Origin of the sequence: Pseudoalteromonas sp. SG43-6 (assembly GCF_014164365.1) — a bacterium.
Classification (GTDB): domain Bacteria; phylum Pseudomonadota; class Gammaproteobacteria; order Enterobacterales; family Alteromonadaceae; genus Pseudoalteromonas; species Pseudoalteromonas rhizosphaerae.
The window spans coordinates 69,659-88,086 of sequence record NZ_JACJEZ010000012.1 but is presented as its reverse complement, the minus strand read 5'-3'; the positions used below and the strand labels follow the sequence as shown (position 1 = coordinate 88,086).

Genomic DNA, 18,428 nt, shown 5'->3' with positions numbered 1-18,428 from the left:
CAACTTGGCCTTTGTTTTAAGAATAAACAAGTTATAATTTTTATATGAAAAAATACTATTCATTTTTTAATCAATATATACTAGCAGTCTCCGATTCTAATTGGGAGTCCATTTAGGGAAAATATAAGTGATTTTATTGAAACGAACTTTACAATTTTTTATCATCTGCGCGTTTTTAGGGCTCATTACCTTAGTAAGCCTTTATTATTACGTTAAATCTGATATCCCCAGTGTGCAAGTTTTAAAAGACGTGCAATTACAAACTCCTATGCAAGTCTTTTCGAAAGATGGTTTGTTAATCAACCAGTTCGGTGAAAAACGTCGCATTCCAGTGACTATAGAAGAGATCCCACAACCACTCATAAATGCTATTTTAGCTACTGAAGATAACCGCTTTTATGACCATATAGGTATAGATCCTATAGGTATTTTACGTTCAGCGCTCGTATTAATTTCAACTGGTGAGAAAAAACAAGGCGCAAGTACTATAACAATGCAGTTAGCTCGTAACTTCTTCTTAACACGTGAAAAGGCCTATATCCGTAAAGTAAAAGAGATCTTCATTGCGTTACACATTGAGAACTTACTTACCAAGGATGAAATACTCGCTTTATACCTAAATAAAATAGAGTTAGGTAATCGTGCTTTTGGTATCGGAGCCGCTGCACAAGTCTATTATGGAAAGCAACTAAACGAGTTAACTTTAGCGCAAATGGCAATGATTGCAGGCTTACCAAAAGCGCCGTCAGCTTTAAATCCGATCAGAAACCCAGTTCGCGCCAAGGCACGCCGTAATGTGGTACTCAGACGTATGCTCGATGAAGGTTATATCTCTCAAGCAGACTACAACCAAAGCTCTCAAGAACCAATTACGGCAAAATTTCATGGTGCCGAAATAGACTTATATGCGCCTTATATATCTGAAATGGTGCGTGCAGAAATGGTCGCTCGTTATGGCTACGAAAAAGCCTATAATACCGGCTTTAAAGTTTACACCAGTGTTGAATCTGACGTACAAGCCGCAGCGCAAAAAGCACTCGTTAATAATCTCCATGCATACGATATGCGCCATGGCTATCGTGGCCCAGAGCAGCAACTGTGGGATTTTGAAACGCAACCAGCCCTAAGTTCTAGTGAAATTTTAGCAAAGCTAAAACCGGTAAAAGAAATTGCCCCGTTATTAACAGCAGCAGTTTTGTCTGTAGCAGATCAAACGGCAACAGTGTTATTAAAAAGTGGTGAGCAAGCCACTCTAGACTGGGATAATCTCAAATGGGCACGCAAATACATTACCCGTTACCGTCAAGGTTTTCCTCCAAAAACCGCTACCGACATACTCAATCCAGGGGAGCAAATTTGGCTACGTAAAAATGACGATGGTAGTTATCTACTCAGCCAATTGCCTGAAGCGTCAAGTGCATTAGTATCGCTGGATCCGAATGATGGTCGCATTAAAGCGATTGTTGGTGGCTATAGCTTTGAACAAAGCCAATATAACCGAGCCGTGCAAGCAAAACGTCAGGTAGGTTCTAACATTAAGCCGTTTATTTATTCAGCGGCGCTGAATAATGGTTATACCTTAGCGTCTATTTTAAATGATGCACCAATCAATCAATGGGACAAGAGCCTAGGGGTCGCATGGCGACCAAAAAACAGCCCTGCGATATATAACGGCCCAATCCGTATTCGTCGTGCTTTAGCACAATCGAAAAACGTTATTTCGGTGCGCTTACTACGCGGGGTAGGCTTGCAGCGCACAGCTGATCACCTATTAAAATTTGGCTTTCAAAATAATGATATCAATCGCAGTGAATCGCTAGCTTTAGGTAGTGCGTCAATTACTCCTTTAGAGCTTGCCCGTGGCATGAGCACATTTGCCAATGGCGGTCATTTGATCACCCCTTATTTCATTAATGAGATTCAAGACTCTGCAGGTAATGTGTTATTTAAAACAGAACCACTATTAGCGTGTGATCCCGTTACTCCTCCGCTAACAACGACTCAATTTGAGTCTACTTCTGGGTTAAATACCAGCCAAGCAGCAAATCATTGTGCGCCGCGCATCATATCTAAACAAAACGCGTTTTTGATAGCTGATGCGATGAATAGCGCAATTTGGGGAGGCGGTAGTTGGGCTCATAAAACGGGTTGGAGTGGCACAGGTTGGCGTGCTCAGGTATTAGAACGTCGCGATCTTTCCGGTAAAACGGGTACTACTAATGACTCTGTCGATACTTGGTTTAGCGGCTTTAACCGTAATGTTATGACCTCGGTCTGGGTTGGATTTGATAATCCAGGTAACCCGCTTGGTCGCTCGACGTATAATAACAACATGGATAATACCCAGATCTCTGGTGCAGAATCTGGTGCTAAAACAGCTCAACCAGCATGGATTGACTTTATGCGAGTAGCACTCAAAGATAAGCCAGAAGCACCAATCGAGCCACCTGAAGGATTAGTGTCGGTACGAATCGATCTAGCAACGGGACTCTTGAGTCAAAAGAACGATTACACTAGTCGCTTTGAATACTTTGAAAAAGGCACCTCGCCCACTAAGTATGTGATGCAGCATGTAGAAAACGTGTTTGAAGAAGAGACTAAAACAGAAGAAGAGCTGTTTTAATATTACTCTATCGCGATATAAAATCGCTGCTACATAAAAAAAGCGCCAATCGGCGCTTTTTTTATTTTACAAACTCAGAGCTCATTTTAAGTTTTGTATTAACCAATATAAATCAGAATGCACGCCTGCTGCGGTAACTTCTTTGCCTGCACCAGGACCTTGGATCACCAACGCATTATCGCTATACCACTGACTGTTGATAACAAAGATATTATCACCTGGAGTTAAGTTAGCTAAGGCATCACCCTGTGTTGCATAAGCCAAACCGACTTTAGCGGTTACTTTGCCATCAGCAATTGTTAACGCACCGGTATAACGCAGTACTTTGTTTTCTTTGCCAGCTAACTGTGCTTTTTCAGCAATAAAGTCATCAAGCAACTGCTTATTAGCTAAAAAAGACTGCCAATCACCTTGCGCTAGTTGCTCTGGCATCAACGGTGTTAAGCCAATCTCATCAAGCTCTAAGGTGAGCCCTAATTCACGAGCTAAAATTAATAGCTTACGCTGCATATCACGCCCTGATAAATCTTCCCGTGGATCAGGCTCGGTGTAACCCATTTGCTGCGCTTGCAACACTAAATCGGAAAACGCCACACTGCCATCATAACTGCTACACAACCACGATAAAGTGCCTGAGAACACGCCTTCAATATGGGTAATACTGTCGCCACTGTTTTGTAAATCAGCTAACGCAAAATTAATTGGTAAACCCGCACCAACACTGGTGTTATAACGCCATAATAAGTTACGCTCAGCTAAATTACGGCGTAAATTTTGATACCAGTCATTATTTGCAGTGCCCGCATATTTATTAGCACTGATCAGGTGACAATCTAAATTTACAAACGCCGGGTAAAGCTTACTAAACGCTTCACTAGCAGTAATATCAATCAGCACTTTGTGTTCGTAATCGAGTTCGCTGATACGTGTCAGTAAATCAGCTTCTTGGTAATCTATTGCTTCGTTTTGCCACTGCGACTGCCATTGCTCAAGCACGATACCACTTGGGCTGAACAACATAGAGCGCGAGCGTAATAAACCAACCAGCTTTACGCTAAAATGCTGTTGCAAACGATTAAGTTGCTGACTAAGTTGCTCAATAAATACTTCACCAACATTACCAAGGCCAGCAACAATAATGGCAAGCTCTTGGCCTTTGTTAATCAGCTTATCATGCAATAAGGTCAACACATCACTATCAATAGATTGATCCGTTAGTAGTAATATGTAGTCTGCATCTTGATGGCTAAAGCGCGGCACTAAACTTTGCTCACTAAGCACTTGCGTTGCTTGTTCAAATAATTGCGCTACATCATTTCGTGGCGCCACAACAGCGCAACCATGTAAGTTCGACTCAATAATATTAGCGCGCCCTTGCAAATGACTCACCACCTGATGAGTCGCTGCTGCCGGCACTAGTAAGTAGGTATCGCCGTTTTTAATAAAATGATGCAAGCTGTGTTGAATAAGCTGACTTAATTCGCCAATTTCACCGCCACGCAGCTGATCAATGCGCAGTAAATCAATATTTTCTAAGGTAGTGATAAAACGCTTAGCTTTGCTGTAACCTTCTTTGACAATTTCTGTCGCGCTAGCTTCGCTGTCGTAACTACTGCGAACGACTAACTTGATATCAGTATTTTTTAATGGCGAGAGAGTTTTAGCATGTAACACTGGGTTGCCCAAACGCGCCAGTAAGTTTGCTTGGCCACGACATACTTTAGAATACTTAATCGCTTTTTTTACTTTACGAGGGTCGGTACTAAACACCCCTTGGGTATCAGTCCAAATTGATACCTGACTAGCATGACAATAACTGCTTAACAAAGTCGCGCTGTAATCACTGCCATTGCGCCCCAAAGTAACGGTATTTGCTTGGCAATCAGCGGCTATAAAACCAGTAACAATATTAATGCAATTGGCTGAAATTAACTCGGCACAGGCTTGTTGATTTTTTTGATGTAATAATTGCCCATCATTAAGGGTAAACAATTGACGAGCATCAACATCTTGAGCTGTAACATTTAACTGTTTTAAATAGCTAGCCAATAATCGTGCCGACCAAACTTCACCGTGAGCAAGCAATGCGGCTTCCTGTAAGCTTTGCTGTTGAGTTTGCTGTGCAATTAAGGCTAGCTCCTGTTCTAATACGTTTAATGCCGTATGTCGCGCTGCTGGACTCAATAACTGCTCGATCAAAGTACGTTGATGATTATCAAGCTGCAATAATATATCACTCACTGCCTGTTGATCACCTTGCTGGTAACTCTGCCATAGCGTAACTAACGTATTGGTAGTTTTACCGGCTGCGGATACCACCACACAATCACCGGCTTCCGTATGGGCTAGAATAATATTTGCTACGGCCTGATAACGCTCTGCAGAACTAAGGCTAGAACCACCAAATTTATGAACTATATTTACCATTTTTTATTACCACAAAGCCGTATGTGCAGGAGTCAGTTTAAATGAGTTTGATTGCTCATCATCTTGTTGTTGAACAGAGGAAGCAATTACTTTTACGCCGTGCTGAGCTTGACCTGGTTTCACTTTATTGAATACACGATCTAAGTCAGCGATTAAATCTTTTACATCTTCAATGCCCACCGAAATACGGATCAGGGTATCACCTACTCCCGCAGCAAGACGAGCAGTTGCCTCCATACCTGCGTGGGTCATAGTTGCAGGGTGACAAATCAAACTCTCAACCCCACCTAATGACTCAGCTAAGCTAAATTCTTCTAAGCTGGTCAAAAATTCTGCAGCATTATTAATATCACCTTTGATATCAAAGCTTACCATGCCACCAAAACCACGTTGCTGCTGTTTAGCGAGTTCATGCTGTGGATGAGATACTAATCCAGGGTAATATACTTGGCTTACATAAGGGGAGTTTTCTAGATATTGGGCAATAATAAAGGCATTTTCTTGATGCTGACGTAAACGAACATTCAAAGTACGTAAACCACGTAACGTTAAGTAGCTATCAAACGGGGCACCGGTAATGCCAATGTTATTAGCCCACCAAGCAAGCTCATCACCCAACTCTTGGGTAGCGGCGATCACCGCACCACCAACAACATCTGAGTGACCGTTAATATATTTAGTGGTCGAATGCACCACAATATCAACACCAAACTCAATTGGGTTTTGCAAAGCAGGTGATAAAAATGTGTTATCGGCACCAACCAACGCACCGCACTGCTTAGCAATCGTGGTGATCGCTTTAATATCGGTTAACCGTAAGATAGGATTACTCGGTGTTTCAATCCAAATTAGCTTTGGTTTTATCTCAAGAATTTTTTGATGATTTTCAGATTTAGTTAAATCTAAAACCACTAACTTTAATAAGCCACGCTTTTCAAGTGAGGTGAATAAGCGGTAACTACCGCCATAGCAATCATGTGGGATCACTAAGGTATCGTCACTGTTTAGCAGCTGAGTAGCTAAATGCACCGCAGCCATGCCCGTTGCAGTGATAATCCCCTTAGCGCCACCTTCAAGCTTAGCGAGCGTTTCAGCGAGTAAATCACGGTTTGGGTTGCCGCTACGGCCATAATCATATTGGCGCTTTTTATCAAAATCAGCAAATGAGTAGGTGGTCGATAAATGAATGGGAGGCACAACCGCGCCGTGATGTTTATCTGCATCAATACCATTGCGTACTGCAATGGTTGCTTTATTCTTTTGACTCATACCGTCACCTACAATTAAATGGATGTTTAGACGTCTAAAAGGTTAGAGGATCAAATTTAATAAGTCAAAGCATTTATGCGGTTTTAGCCGCAAGATTAGAAGTAAAAACATTTAAGCCTCTAGATGGCTAAAAAACAAGTATTTGACTATCTTTTTTAACACGATAGAATTTCGCCATCTTTGCGCTGCAAAAGGTCGCGCAAACAATTAACAACCTGAGGCAACGATACATCCTATGGCTAAATGGAATGGTGAATATATTCACCCATACGCAGAACACGGGAAAAAATCAGAACAAGTTAAAAAGATCACCGTTTCGATCCCGCTAAATGTATTAAAAGTTTTGACTGATGAGCGCACTCGTCGTCAAATTAATAATCTTCGCCATGCAACAAATAGCGAATTACTTTGTGAAGCATTTTTACACGCATTTACTGGCCAACCACTGCCAAACGATGAAGATTTACGTAAAGATAATCCAGAGAAAGTGCCTGAAGAAGTGAAAAAAATCATGCTTGAGATGGGTCTCGAAGTACCTGTACTCAACGAAGATTAAGTTATCATTTGTATATATTCCTGCTTCAGGAATTGGCTACAAAAAAACCTCAGTAACGTAAGTTGCTGAGGTTTTTATTATTGTGCCATTACCAATTGCAGCGAAGCAGCTACTCCATGTAGTTTTCCGGCATATCAATTTGTGCAACACCAGAATCAATTGCCGCTTGCGCTACTGCTTTGGCAATGCGCGGTAATAGACGCGGATCCATCGGTTTTGGAATAATATACTGCGCACCAAATTCAAGTGTCTCAACACCCGCCGCTTTTAATACTTCCGCTGGTACTGGTTCTTTAGCAATGCTACGAATAGCGTCAACCGCAGCAATTTTCATTTCATCATTAATTTTGCTTGCACGCACATCTAGCGCACCACGGAAAATAAATGGGAAACACAGCACGTTGTTAACTTGGTTTGGATAATCTGAACGACCCGTTGCCATGATTAAATCATCGCGAGCACCATGAGCAAGCACTGGTGAGATTTCTGGATCTGGGTTTGAACAGGCAAACACTACAGGTCGATCAGCCATTAACTTAAGATCGTCAGGAGAAAGTAAATTCGGGCCAGATACACCAACAAATACATCGGCATCAGCAATAACATCTTGCAGTGTGCGCTTATCTGTATTGTTAGCGAATAACTGTTTGTACTCGTTTAAATCATCACGACGAGTATGAATAACGCCTTTACGATCTAACATGTAAATATGTTCACGCAATGCGCCACACTTGATCAGTAGCTCCATACACGCAACCGCTGCGGCACCGGCTCCTAAACAAACGATAATCGCATCTTCGATTTCTTTGCCTTGTACTTCAAGTGCGTTGATCATACCAGCAGCCGTTACAATCGCGGTACCGTGTTGATCGTCGTGGAACACTGGAATACTACAACGCTCGATCAATGCTTTTTCTATTTCAAAACACTCTGGCGCTTTAATGTCTTCTAAGTTAATACCGCCAAACGTATCAGCGATGTTAGCAACTGTATTGATGAAATCTTCGGTGGTATTGTGTTTCACCTCAATATCTATCGAATCTAGACCCGCAAAGCGTTTAAATAATAACGCTTTACCTTCCATAACCGGTTTTGAAGCCAATGGACCTAAGTTACCTAAACCTAAAATAGCGGTGCCGTTAGTAATAACCGCAACCATATTGCCTTTACCAGTGTATTTGTAGGCATTAGCGGGATCAGCAGCTATTTCACGTACCGGTTCTGCAACACCGGGGCTGTATGCGAGTGCAAGATCCTGTACGGTTTCAGCTGGCTTTGTAAGCTCAACGCTAATTTTTCCTGGAACGGGGTGCGAATGGTAATGTAAAGCTTGTTCACGAAAGTCTGACATAACGCGATTTTATCCTGCAAGTAAGTTAAGTTGAAAGTGAGAGTAAGCAGTTCTTATATCTTATAGGGAACGATACCTATATTATAATTAAATTCAAGCAATATCAGGTCTATCCTGTTATATGCTATATCCGTTCATTTTATGCGTTTTGTCAGCATTTTTTGCAAAAAAGCTTCAATTTTCGGCTATAAAAACGCCACAAAGCATCAAAAAACCCATCTTGAAATGCTCATTATGCAACGCTTTAAAGCAAAAATAATGGCCTATGACTAAAAACCATCAAAGTAAGACGTTAACAACATTTAACCGCAAAAGACCTAACTTTACCGACAAAAACGTTTAATTTATCGCTTTAACGAGAATGACAATATAGTCAACAAATCACTATTTGTCTGTTATTTACTCGCTATACTGGATATAAAAGTGGGAAATAGTCACAACATAATGAATGCGTAAAGCTGGAGCACTAGAGCAAGAAATAAAGACTAAAAGGCGGTGTTTTTAATAAATAGCAGGCATAAAAAAAAGCACCCTAAGGTGCTTTTTCCGACAAAACAACAAGAATTACTTGCTGCTAAGTGAACCGAAACGCTTGTTAAAGCGATCAACACGGCCACCTGTGTCTAAAACTTTTTGCTTACCAGTGTAAAACGGGTGACACGCAGAACATACGTCTAAGTGAATGTCTTTACACAGAGTAGAACGAGTTTCGAATTTATTTCCACATGAACATGATGCTGAAATTACTTCGTACTTAGGGTGAATACCTTCTTTCATAGAAACCTCTAGTTAAGGCCGCATCGCTCTCCAAACCCGGAGTCTGGCACCATACGTCGTTAAAACAAATTATTTAGGACGCGTATTCTAAGCAACAACCCCACTTGCTACAAGCTTTAAATGTCGTTTTTGCTAATAAAATGAACAAAAGTTTTAAAGAAGGTATTTGCAGGTAGGTTTTCAGCCATAATTTTAGTACATTAACTCCCTTATTCGTTCTTGTTTGGGTTGTTATGAGTTTTGTTGAAGTTGCTATAAAAGTACCGTTGCATCGCACCTTTGATTATCGCATTCCAGAGCAACTCGATGGTTTATCAGTGATGCCTAAAGTCGGTGCGCGGGTATGGGTGCCATTTGGTAATCAGCGCAAAGTTGCGGTCGTACTGGCGCTAAAAACCAACACCGATGTGCCGGTTAATAAACTTAAAGCAGTGCTTGAAGTGATTGATGATGAAGCCGTTTTATCAGAGCGACATATCGAATTATTGCGTTTTACTGCGCGCTATTATTGCTACCCACTAGGTGAAACAATTCATATCGCCCTGCCTGGCGCGCTGCGTCAAGGACTGTGCCCAGATAAAAGCAGTATTAGTATGGTGGCACTTACTGAAAAAGGCGCTAAATTACCGTCTTTAAAAGCAAAGAGCCAACTAAGCTTACTCAAACAACTGGCAGATTCGGGTAAATCATCACTTACAGAATTAAAAGCGCTGGGGTTTAGTAAAAAAACTATCGACAGCTTACTTAACAAAGAGCTGATCAGCCAAACGATTGAACACGACAACCAATGGCAACAACAACTTCCCACCGTAGGCACTAAGCCGACTCTAAATAAAGAGCAAGCAGTAGCCTGTACCACCATTAATCAAGCGGTCGGTTTCAATAGCTTTTTACTAGAAGGTGTTACTGGCAGTGGTAAAACCGAGGTTTACTTACAATGCCTTGAAGAGGTTTTAAAACGCGGTGAACAAGCACTCGTACTAGTGCCTGAAATTGGCCTTACGCCACAAACGGTTAATCGATTTCGTCGTCGCTTTCCTGATACGCCGATTATGCTGTGGCATTCAGCACTGACCGATAACGAACGCTTACAAACTTGGCGCTTTTGTGAAAAAGCCAGTTGCGCAATTGTGATTGGTACACGTTCGAGTATCTTTTTACCATTTTTAAAGCTTGGTATGATCATTGTTGATGAAGAACATGACGGTTCATTTAAACAACAAGATACCTTACGTTACCATGCCCGTGATTTAGCCGCATACCGCGCTTTTCAACATAAAATACCGCTGATCTTAGGCTCAGCAACCCCGGCGCTCGAAACCTTGCATAAGGCAATTCATAATAAATACCAACTGCTGAGCCTAACGCAACGTGCGCAAACCAGTACCGACAATAAATTTCAGCTGATTGATATGAAAGGCCAGCCGGATCAAGCTGGTATAGCCCATGCCAGTCTTGCCACTATGCGTCAGCATTTAAAACGAGGCAAACAAGTGATGGTATTTCTAAACCGTCGCGGTTTTTCGCCTACCCTGATTTGCCATGAATGTGGTTGGTTAAGTGAGTGCACACGTTGCAGCACTAGTGCGACTTTTCACAAAGCCATCGGCCAGATGATTTGCCATCACTGCGGTGAGCAAGAACGCGTGCCGCATCAGTGTCCAGACTGTGGTAGTACACAAATATTTCCTAACGGCAAAGGCACCGAACAAATAGAAGAGTTTTTAACAACCGAGTTTCCTGATACCCCGATTAGCCGGATTGATCGCGACTCAACGCGTCGTAAAGGCAGTTTAGAAAAAGCCCTAGACGATATAAACCAAGGCGGTGCAAGGATTTTAGTTGGCACCCAAATGCTTGCCAAAGGTCATCACTTTGCTGATGTGAGCTTAGTATTGATCCTTGATGTCGACGGCGGCTTGTACTCGTGCGACTTTCGCGCCACAGAGCATTTAGCACAATTGGTTACTCAGGTGGCTGGCCGTGCTGGGCGCAGTGGCGAACCAGGTCATGTATTATTGCAAACTCACTTTCCCGAACATCCTTTATTACAAGATTTAGTCAATAATGGTTATCAAGATTTCGCCCGTTTTGCACTGCAAGAGCGCGATGACGCACAGCTACCACCAATAACTAATATGGCGATTGTCCGCGCTGAAGGTCACAACATAAAGCAAGTGGTCGATTTTTTAACAGATTTAGTTCCAGTCCAAGGTCTAACTGGTATACAATTGCTAGGTCCGATCCCTGCACCGCTCGAGCGAATTGCGGGGAAATATCGCTTTCAATTGCATATTCAAGCGCTCGAACGCCCTCTATTACACCAATATCTCGCGCAAATGGTAGACTACTTAAGTACCAGTAAATTAGCGCAAAAGGTGCGATGGAGCTTAGATGTAGATCCAATAGATATGATTTAAGGTTAGAAGCCCAATACCACCATGGCACAACACGATTTTATTAATAAAAAACCGGGCAACCGTAATAGCAAAAAAACAGCGCCACCGAAAAAACCATTCCCCGTATTATTAGTACTGGTTACCGTACTACTTGTTGGCGGTTTTAGTTTTGGTTTATGGTATGTCAAAACCAATGCAGATCCAAAGCTGGTTGAACAACAAGCAAACCCAACACCTGCAAAAGTGCAACAAGAGTTGCCTAAACCACGCCCTCCTGAATTCATAAAAGAAATCAAAGAGCATGAAATTCAAGTTGAAGTAAGAGAGCTTGAACAAAAAGGCCCTTATGTAATGCAATGCGGTTCGTTCAGAACCCATGGCCAAGCAGAAACCTTAAAAGCTAAAATCGCATTTGCCGGATTAATCGCCGAAATTCGTGAAACAACCGGCACTAACGGTGTCTGGTATAAAGTGCGTTTAGGTCCTTATAAAACCAAACGTTTAGCCGAAAGTGATAAAAACAAACTAAAGCGTAACAAAATAACTGGTTGCGGAATTTGGAATTGGACTTGATTTTAGCCCATTAACCCATATTAACTCATCATCAATCGCTTTTAACGAGTCGCCCCTGTGACTCGATGATGAGGAATAACATGACCACTATTGTAAGTGTACGTCGCGGCGATAAAGTCGTCATTGGTGGCGATGGCCAAGTTTCACTTGGTAACACCGTAATGAAGGGCAACGCCCGCAAAGTTCGACGCCTTTATAATGGCAAAGTGATCGCCGGTTTTGCTGGCGGCACTGCTGATGCCTTCACCCTGTTCGAACGTTTTGAAAGCAAGCTTGAAATGCACCAAGGCAATCTAACCAAAGCCGCTGTTGAAATGGCTAAAGATTGGCGTAGCGATCGCGCCTTGCGCAAACTCGAAGCATTGCTTGCTGTTGCCGACTCCACAGCCTCACTGATAATTACTGGTAACGGTGATGTTGTGCAGCCTGAAAATGATTTAATTGCCATTGGTAGTGGTGGTAACTTTGCCCAATCAGCTGCAACTGCCCTACTTGAAAACACCGATTTAAGCGCCCGCGAAATTGTTGAAAAAAGCCTGACAATTGCCGGCAACATTTGTGTATTCACAAATAACTTTCAAACCATCGAAGAATTGTAATAGGAACTGCTATGTCTGATATGACTCCCAGAGAAATCGTTCATGAACTTGACCTGCATATAATTGGTCAAGCAAAAGCAAAAAAAGCAGTGGCTATTGCCCTTCGTAATCGCTGGCGCCGCATGCAATTAGATGAAGATCTTCGCGCTGAAGTAACGCCGAAGAATATCCTGATGATCGGTCCAACCGGTGTTGGTAAAACTGAAATTGCCCGTCGTTTAGCAAAACTTGCCAACGCGCCTTTCATTAAAGTCGAAGCGACTAAGTTCACTGAAGTGGGCTATGTTGGTAAAGAGGTTGAAACCATCATTCGCGACTTGGTTGATGTATCAATCAAAATGACCCGTGAACAACAAACTAAAAAATTCAAACATCGCGCAGAAGAAGCTGCCGAAGAACGTATTTTAGATGCACTACTGACTCCTGCTAAAGATTCGTCTGGTGAAAGCCAACGCGATGAAGGATCTTCAACGCGTCAGATCTTCCGTAAAAAATTACGCGAAGGTCAATTAGACGATAAAGAAATTGATATTGATTTAGCCCAAGCACAACCAAATGTTGAGATCATGGCACCACCTGGTATGGAAGAAATGACCAACCAGCTGCAAGGCATGTTCCAAAATATGGCGGGTGACAAGCGCACTAAACGCAAACTTAAAATTAAAGAAGCGTTTAAATTATTGGTTGAAGAAGAAGCCTCTAAATTAGTAAACCCTGAAGAGCTAAAAGAGCAAGCAATCTTCGCAGCCGAACAAAACGGTATTGTGTTTATCGACGAGATAGACAAAATCTGTAAACGCGGTGAATCATCAGGTCCAGATGTAAGCCGTGAAGGCGTACAGCGTGACTTACTGCCACTGATTGAGGGCTCAACCGTGAGCACTAAGCATGGCATGGTGAAAACTGACCATATGTTGTTTATTGCCTCTGGCGCATTCCAAATGGCAAAACCATCTGACATGATCCCAGAACTACAAGGTCGCTTACCTATTCGTGTAGAGCTTGAAGCATTAACCGCTGACGACTTTAAACGTATTTTAACCGAACCACATGCCTCACTGACCGAGCAACAACATGCACTACTTAAAACAGAGCAAGTAAGTGTAGAGTTTAGCGATGACGCCATCGAGCGCATTGCCAAAGCGGCATGGCAAGTTAATGAAAAAACCGAAAACATTGGTGCACGTCGCCTACATACGGTAATGGAAAAACTGATGGAAGAAATTTCCTATGATGCATCAGAGCAAGCTGGCACCAGTTTAGTCATTGATGCCGCCTATGTTGAGAAGCATTTAGGTGCACTGGTGGAAGATGAAGACCTAAGTCGCTTTATTCTTTAATTTTAAAACTAGAACTTAGAGCCCAGGCTCTAGGTTCTAGGCTCAATACACAGGCATAACAATGAAACAAGTTATCAAGGTACATCATCATACCGTTAGCAAAACCCTTGATGTCTATTTTGACGATGACACCCACTGTACTTTTAGTAGTGAGTTTTTACGTGTTCATTCACCGTCTGCCGAAGTACAAGGCCATGGTAACGAACCAATGAAATTGGCACTCGGTAAATCGCAGGTTAGCATCAAAAACATCGAGCCAGTCGGCCACTACGCACTGCGTTTAGACTTTGACGATGGCCACAACAGCGGTTTATTTAGCTGGGCATACTTCAGCCACCTACAAGCCCAACATGACGATTTATGGCAAACCTACCAACAACGCCTCGCAGAACATCAAGCCAATAAAGACAGTGTACCGATCAAGTTTGTACCTTAGGTTAGCTTTAAGCGGTAAGCGATAAGTTTTAAGCGGTCAGCGATCAGTTTTAAGTTGCTCGGCGTTAAAGTTGATTATGTTGTTGTGGTTGAGTGTAGTGAAGATAAGCTAAGTTTATAGGAAAACAGCAGCAAGAAGAGCTCTTATTTCCCTAAACTTTAAATTAATCATTCAATTCTATTTTTTACTGGAGCTCAAGGTAACCACCAAACATATATGTACAATTATAAAGTTAAATTACCCACATTCTAGCTCGGTCTGTCGGCGTGGTACTTCTCTCGACTCTTCATTTTTAGGTGACTTATACTTAGTAAGTTGTATATTCTTCTTCCATTCCGGCCAACTATCAACTATTTGCTTAGCTCTTAAAATGTTTTTCTCTGTACTAGTCATTTTTTGTATCATCCTTCGCTGATTTAATCTCATCTAGCTGCTTTACTAACATAACCTCTGCATCTAAATATGACAAGGGGGTCATTGGAACTCTTAGTTCGGCGCTGTTTCGTTCCCAACTTTTAACTTTTCCGTTTTCCTTACGTTTCAATTGCCTACCACTGCTTAAATTCATAGAAAATAAATCGACAAACCGTCGTGGGCCTATCCCAACAAATGGCTCAAACGACACCTTGCCAATCTGACCGGCTATGGCATCTGAATTAATTGAATCTTCATGTAAAATTGTAGCAAAACTTTTAGGATAAGGTTCTATATATAAAACTCTATTCACACCTGCTGCAACTATATGTTTAGCACAGTTATGGCACGGATAAGTAGTAGTATATAAAGTTGCACCTCTTGTCGATATGCCGTTTCTAGCAGATGACATTAATGCTTCCATCTCCGCATGCACAGCCCTGCCATATTCGGTGATATCTAATAGCCCTGTACCTTTAAGTAGTTTTTTTCCTTCTTTCAGTAAAAGGGTATCATCAGCTCCGGTTTGATTAAATTTCCTCATTATATTTAGAATTATCTTATTTTTTTGCTCTTCATTCGAATCTTTACCTAAAGCATAATCACGTTTATCATCCTCACCCGTAGGCCAATATAATCCACCACCAAATTTTGGAACATCATTTGCCCCAGTTGCTAAAATATCAGACTGCTCATTGGTTAGAACAGCCCCCACTTGTCTTGATAAGTCTGCGGAACGTAATGATGCTGCATAAGCCATAAACATCGCATACTCGTCAGAAGTTGGAGGCACAACTGGCTTTGAAAAAAGTAAATCTAATGTTCTCCCTATCTGTTTTGATAAAGATTCTGAATCATCTGATGTGATAAAGGCATCGGCCATTTGGAAAACATCTCTAGTACTTTGCCCTAAACCATTCGGGCTTGACTCTTTATCATCACGCTCAATTAGCCTCTCAATTTCGTTTTCAGGCACACCTTTTTCATCACCTAGAAACTTTCTTCTACTTTCGATACTTGATGATATACCAATCAGAATAAACCCTGAACCGTACACTTGCCTAAGAGTTTCAACTTCATCTGGATGTTTCAATGATCTAATTATATGAGCATATCTTTCTAAAGGCCCAGGAGACTCACCCTCTCTTTTTCTATTTACTTCATTTATAGCAAGTAATGCAAACAAATCCCCTCTCGAGTTAGTCTCACGGAGTTTATTACCAATATTCATTGCCGCATCTAATCGGCTATCCTCTTTATACGGACCGATGATAGCCCCATCAAAAGACTTAGCAACTTGAGATAGGTGGATAAAATTAACTTTATACCTAAACTGGTTAAAATAAGAGGTAAATCTATTTTGAACATCTTCAAGGTTAACTCCAACTGGAGCAACTAGACCAATCACGATTTCACAGTTATTCGAAAAATTCTCAATTTGCATAAACATCCTGATGTTATTTTAGACAGCAACTAAATATAGCTATTCCATCAAATACACTTTTTTCACCTTTAATGAAAGAAGTTTATTTTTTAAGCTTTAAGACACCAATAACAAATCCTGTTACTGCTTGCGATTAGTAAAATCAGGAAAAGTTAAATTTGCATAAACACAAGCATACAAAACTTTCTAGATTTAAGTAATGCAATGTAGAAAAATAAAAGCCATAACTTTCAAACAACTCAGGGCTGCTTAAAACTTATGGCTTAGCGCTTAAAGCTCAGCTAACTCCTAGAGCCTAAACCCTAGAACCTAGCTTCTGTTTTTAAACCTTAAACTTATCTATCGCGGCGTAAAGCACTCTTGCTTGCTCTGATACCTCTTCGCTAGTTTGTGCATTTTTTGATGAATGAGCTGAGGCATCTTCGGCGATATCACGAATACGCACGACGTTTTTATTCACCTCAGAAGCAACTTGGCTTTGCTCGTCAATTGCGGTGGCAATATGCGTGCTCATTTCCATAATAGTTTGCACATCTTCGGTAATAGAGTTCAGTAGTTCACCCGCTTTTGTTGCTTGTGCTGCGCTTTCGCCGCCTTGTGTTCGGCATCGTTGCATTATGCTTACGACTTCTTGAGTACGCCCTTGTAAAATCGAGATAATGCTCTCAATCTCTTTGGTTGACTCTTGAGTACGCTGTGCAAGTGAACGCACTTCATCAGCAACAACAGCAAAGCCTCGGCCTTGCTCTCCGGCGCGCGCAGCTTCGATTGCGGCATTGAGTGCAAGTAAATTAGTTTGTTCGGCAATACCACGAATAACATCCAATACTGAGCCAATGGTTTCACCGTCTTTTTCAAGCTGTGATACTACGGTAGTGGCATTACCCAGTGAATCAGATAATTGATTGATCTGCTTAACCGTTGCTTCAACTTCCTTGCGTCCCTGTTGAGCACTTTGATTGGTTGATTCTGCTTTTTTGGCTGCAGCCTCGGTATTATGAGAAATGTCTTGAATGGTAGCTTGCATTTCAGTTGCGGCGGTTGCAACCATATCAGCTTCATGCAACTGCTCTTGCATGCCCGAGCTGGTTGCAGCAGTAGTCTCCGATAAATGATCGGTAGCGATATTTAAAGTTGTTAAAGCTGTATTCACTTCGTAGATCAGTTCTTTAAAATCATTTATGAGACTATTAAAATCGATCGTCATGGTAGTAACTTCGTCTTTACCACTATGATCTATTGTAAGTCGTAAATCATTGTTGCGACGAATTTCATTGATGGTGTGATACACCCGTTCAATCGGCACGATAATCGAGCGACTTGTAAAGTACACCAAAATCATCACCAGTAAGCTGGCAACAATAAAAATTGCGATAGCAATCATTTGTGCTTGTGCAGCAGTAGACTCAACTTGTTGTTTCGTTGCAGTCGTAATTAAAGTGACTAAATCATCACTTTGTTTAACGCTGTCTCTCATTTTACCAAGTGCACCTGAACCTAAATCCAGACCTAATGCAACTTGCGCATCAACTAACGACTTAAACTTACTTTTATAAATTGCAAGTAAACGTAACAGCTCAGACTGGTCACTTGAAGCCAAGTTTTCGTTGCGAATTTGACGTTCTAGCTGCGATACGCCGTCTTCAAAACGAGTTAAATATTTTAGGTCAAAACGCAGCATAAAATCTTTTTCAGAGCGTCTAAGCTGCAACATCAAAGTGAGTAAATGATAGTTATCTTGCTTATTTAACAGCGTTTCCATTTGATGTACAGCATCTCGTAGTTCGCCATAAAGCGCATCTTTAGGGTGCAAACCAATTTTCTTTTGTAATTTTACAACTTTTTGAAAGTCGTCATTATACTGCTTAGCAAGTGCTACAAATTGCTCGACTTGCGCAGTGGCAATATCAAGCTCGGCTGATAACTGAGCCAACATTTTTATTTTAACCTGTAGCTGCTCATATTCTTGATCGAATAACTCTAAGCTGCCTTCTTGCTTATAAAACAAAAAGTCTTTTTCGTACTTACGCATTGACAGTTCGTGTATATCAAGCTCTTCAGCATACTGAATCGTTTCATTTAGTTTCAGCATAATGCGTGCCTCATAGATAATGACGCACAACATAACGACCATAGCGAGACCAACAACTAATGCATTGACTTGTAAACGACGTTTAATAGTCAAATTTTGGAGTAAACTCATTAACAACAGCCTATAAA

General features: G+C 41.5%; 13 protein-coding genes. 7 read left to right on the top strand and 6 right to left on the bottom strand.

What is annotated here, in order from left to right; all coding sequences use genetic code 11:
- Positions 1–127: 127 nt before the first annotated feature.
- Positions 128–2,623: a penicillin-binding protein 1A gene (locus H5201_RS07350; RefSeq protein WP_182740293.1), complete on the top strand. Its 2,496-nt coding sequence runs from the start codon at positions 128–130 to the stop codon at positions 2,621–2,623.
- A gap of 81 nt (positions 2,624–2,704) precedes the next feature.
- Here the strand turns inward: H5201_RS07350 and metL are convergent, their stop codons facing one another.
- Both metL and metB read right to left on the bottom strand, forming a co-directional pair.
- The gene (gene metL, locus H5201_RS07345; RefSeq protein ID WP_182740292.1) at positions 2,705–5,050 is read right to left on the bottom strand and encodes a bifunctional aspartate kinase/homoserine dehydrogenase II; all 2,346 of its coding nucleotides are present in this window, start codon (positions 5,048–5,050) and stop codon (positions 2,705–2,707) included.
- Between the two features lie 6 nt (positions 5,051–5,056).
- A complete protein-coding gene (gene metB / locus H5201_RS07340) occupies positions 5,057–6,319 on the bottom strand; it encodes a cystathionine gamma-synthase (RefSeq protein ID WP_182740291.1) in 1,263 nt (420 codons plus the stop codon).
- A gap of 235 nt (positions 6,320–6,554) precedes the next feature.
- On the opposite strand from metB, the gene metJ reads away from it, so the two are divergent.
- Positions 6,555–6,875 (top strand): met regulon transcriptional regulator MetJ, encoded by a 321-nt coding sequence (gene metJ, locus H5201_RS07335; protein ID WP_016709540.1) that lies wholly within the window; start codon positions 6,555–6,557, stop codon positions 6,873–6,875.
- A gap of 109 nt (positions 6,876–6,984) precedes the next feature.
- Here the strand turns inward: metJ and H5201_RS07330 are convergent, their stop codons facing one another.
- Entirely contained in the window at positions 6,985–8,226 is a 1,242-nt protein-coding gene (locus H5201_RS07330) for a malic enzyme-like NAD(P)-binding protein (RefSeq protein ID WP_145238508.1), read from the bottom strand.
- Positions 8,227–8,790: 564 nt separating this feature from the next.
- Complete coding sequence (rpmE, locus tag H5201_RS07325) at positions 8,791–9,003, bottom strand: 50S ribosomal protein L31 (RefSeq protein ID WP_145238505.1); 213 nt, start codon at positions 9,001–9,003, stop codon at positions 8,791–8,793.
- A gap of 233 nt (positions 9,004–9,236) precedes the next feature.
- On the opposite strand from rpmE, the gene priA reads away from it, so the two are divergent.
- The 5 genes from priA to H5201_RS07300 all read left to right on the top strand — a co-directional run bounded on the left by priA (position 9,237) and on the right by H5201_RS07300 (position 14,350).
- The gene (priA, locus tag H5201_RS07320) at positions 9,237–11,423 is read left to right on the top strand and encodes a primosomal protein N' (RefSeq protein ID WP_149982625.1); all 2,187 of its coding nucleotides are present in this window, start codon (positions 9,237–9,239) and stop codon (positions 11,421–11,423) included.
- 21 nt (positions 11,424–11,444) lie between these two features.
- Positions 11,445–11,975 carry an SPOR domain-containing protein gene (locus H5201_RS07315; RefSeq protein WP_182717692.1) on the top strand — a complete coding sequence of 177 codons (531 nt, stop codon included), beginning with the start codon at positions 11,445–11,447 and terminating at the stop codon, positions 11,973–11,975.
- 80 nt (positions 11,976–12,055) lie between these two features.
- Positions 12,056–12,574: an ATP-dependent protease subunit HslV gene (hslV, locus tag H5201_RS07310; protein WP_145238496.1), complete on the top strand. Its 519-nt coding sequence runs from the start codon at positions 12,056–12,058 to the stop codon at positions 12,572–12,574.
- 11 nt (positions 12,575–12,585) lie between these two features.
- Positions 12,586–13,914: an HslU--HslV peptidase ATPase subunit gene (gene hslU / locus H5201_RS07305; protein ID WP_182717691.1), complete on the top strand. Its 1,329-nt coding sequence runs from the start codon at positions 12,586–12,588 to the stop codon at positions 13,912–13,914.
- Positions 13,915–13,975: 61 nt separating this feature from the next.
- Positions 13,976–14,350 carry a gamma-butyrobetaine hydroxylase-like domain-containing protein gene (locus H5201_RS07300; RefSeq protein ID WP_182740290.1) on the top strand — a complete coding sequence of 125 codons (375 nt, stop codon included), beginning with the start codon at positions 13,976–13,978 and terminating at the stop codon, positions 14,348–14,350.
- Between the two features lie 385 nt (positions 14,351–14,735).
- Here the strand turns inward: H5201_RS07300 and H5201_RS07295 are convergent, their stop codons facing one another.
- Positions 14,736–16,208 carry an anti-phage dCTP deaminase gene (locus tag H5201_RS07295; protein ID WP_182740289.1) on the bottom strand — a complete coding sequence of 491 codons (1,473 nt, stop codon included), beginning with the start codon at positions 16,206–16,208 and terminating at the stop codon, positions 14,736–14,738.
- 322 nt (positions 16,209–16,530) lie between these two features.
- The gene (locus H5201_RS07290) at positions 16,531–18,411 is read right to left on the bottom strand and encodes a methyl-accepting chemotaxis protein (protein WP_182740288.1); all 1,881 of its coding nucleotides are present in this window, start codon (positions 18,409–18,411) and stop codon (positions 16,531–16,533) included.
- Between the last annotated feature and the right edge of the window lie 17 nt (positions 18,412–18,428).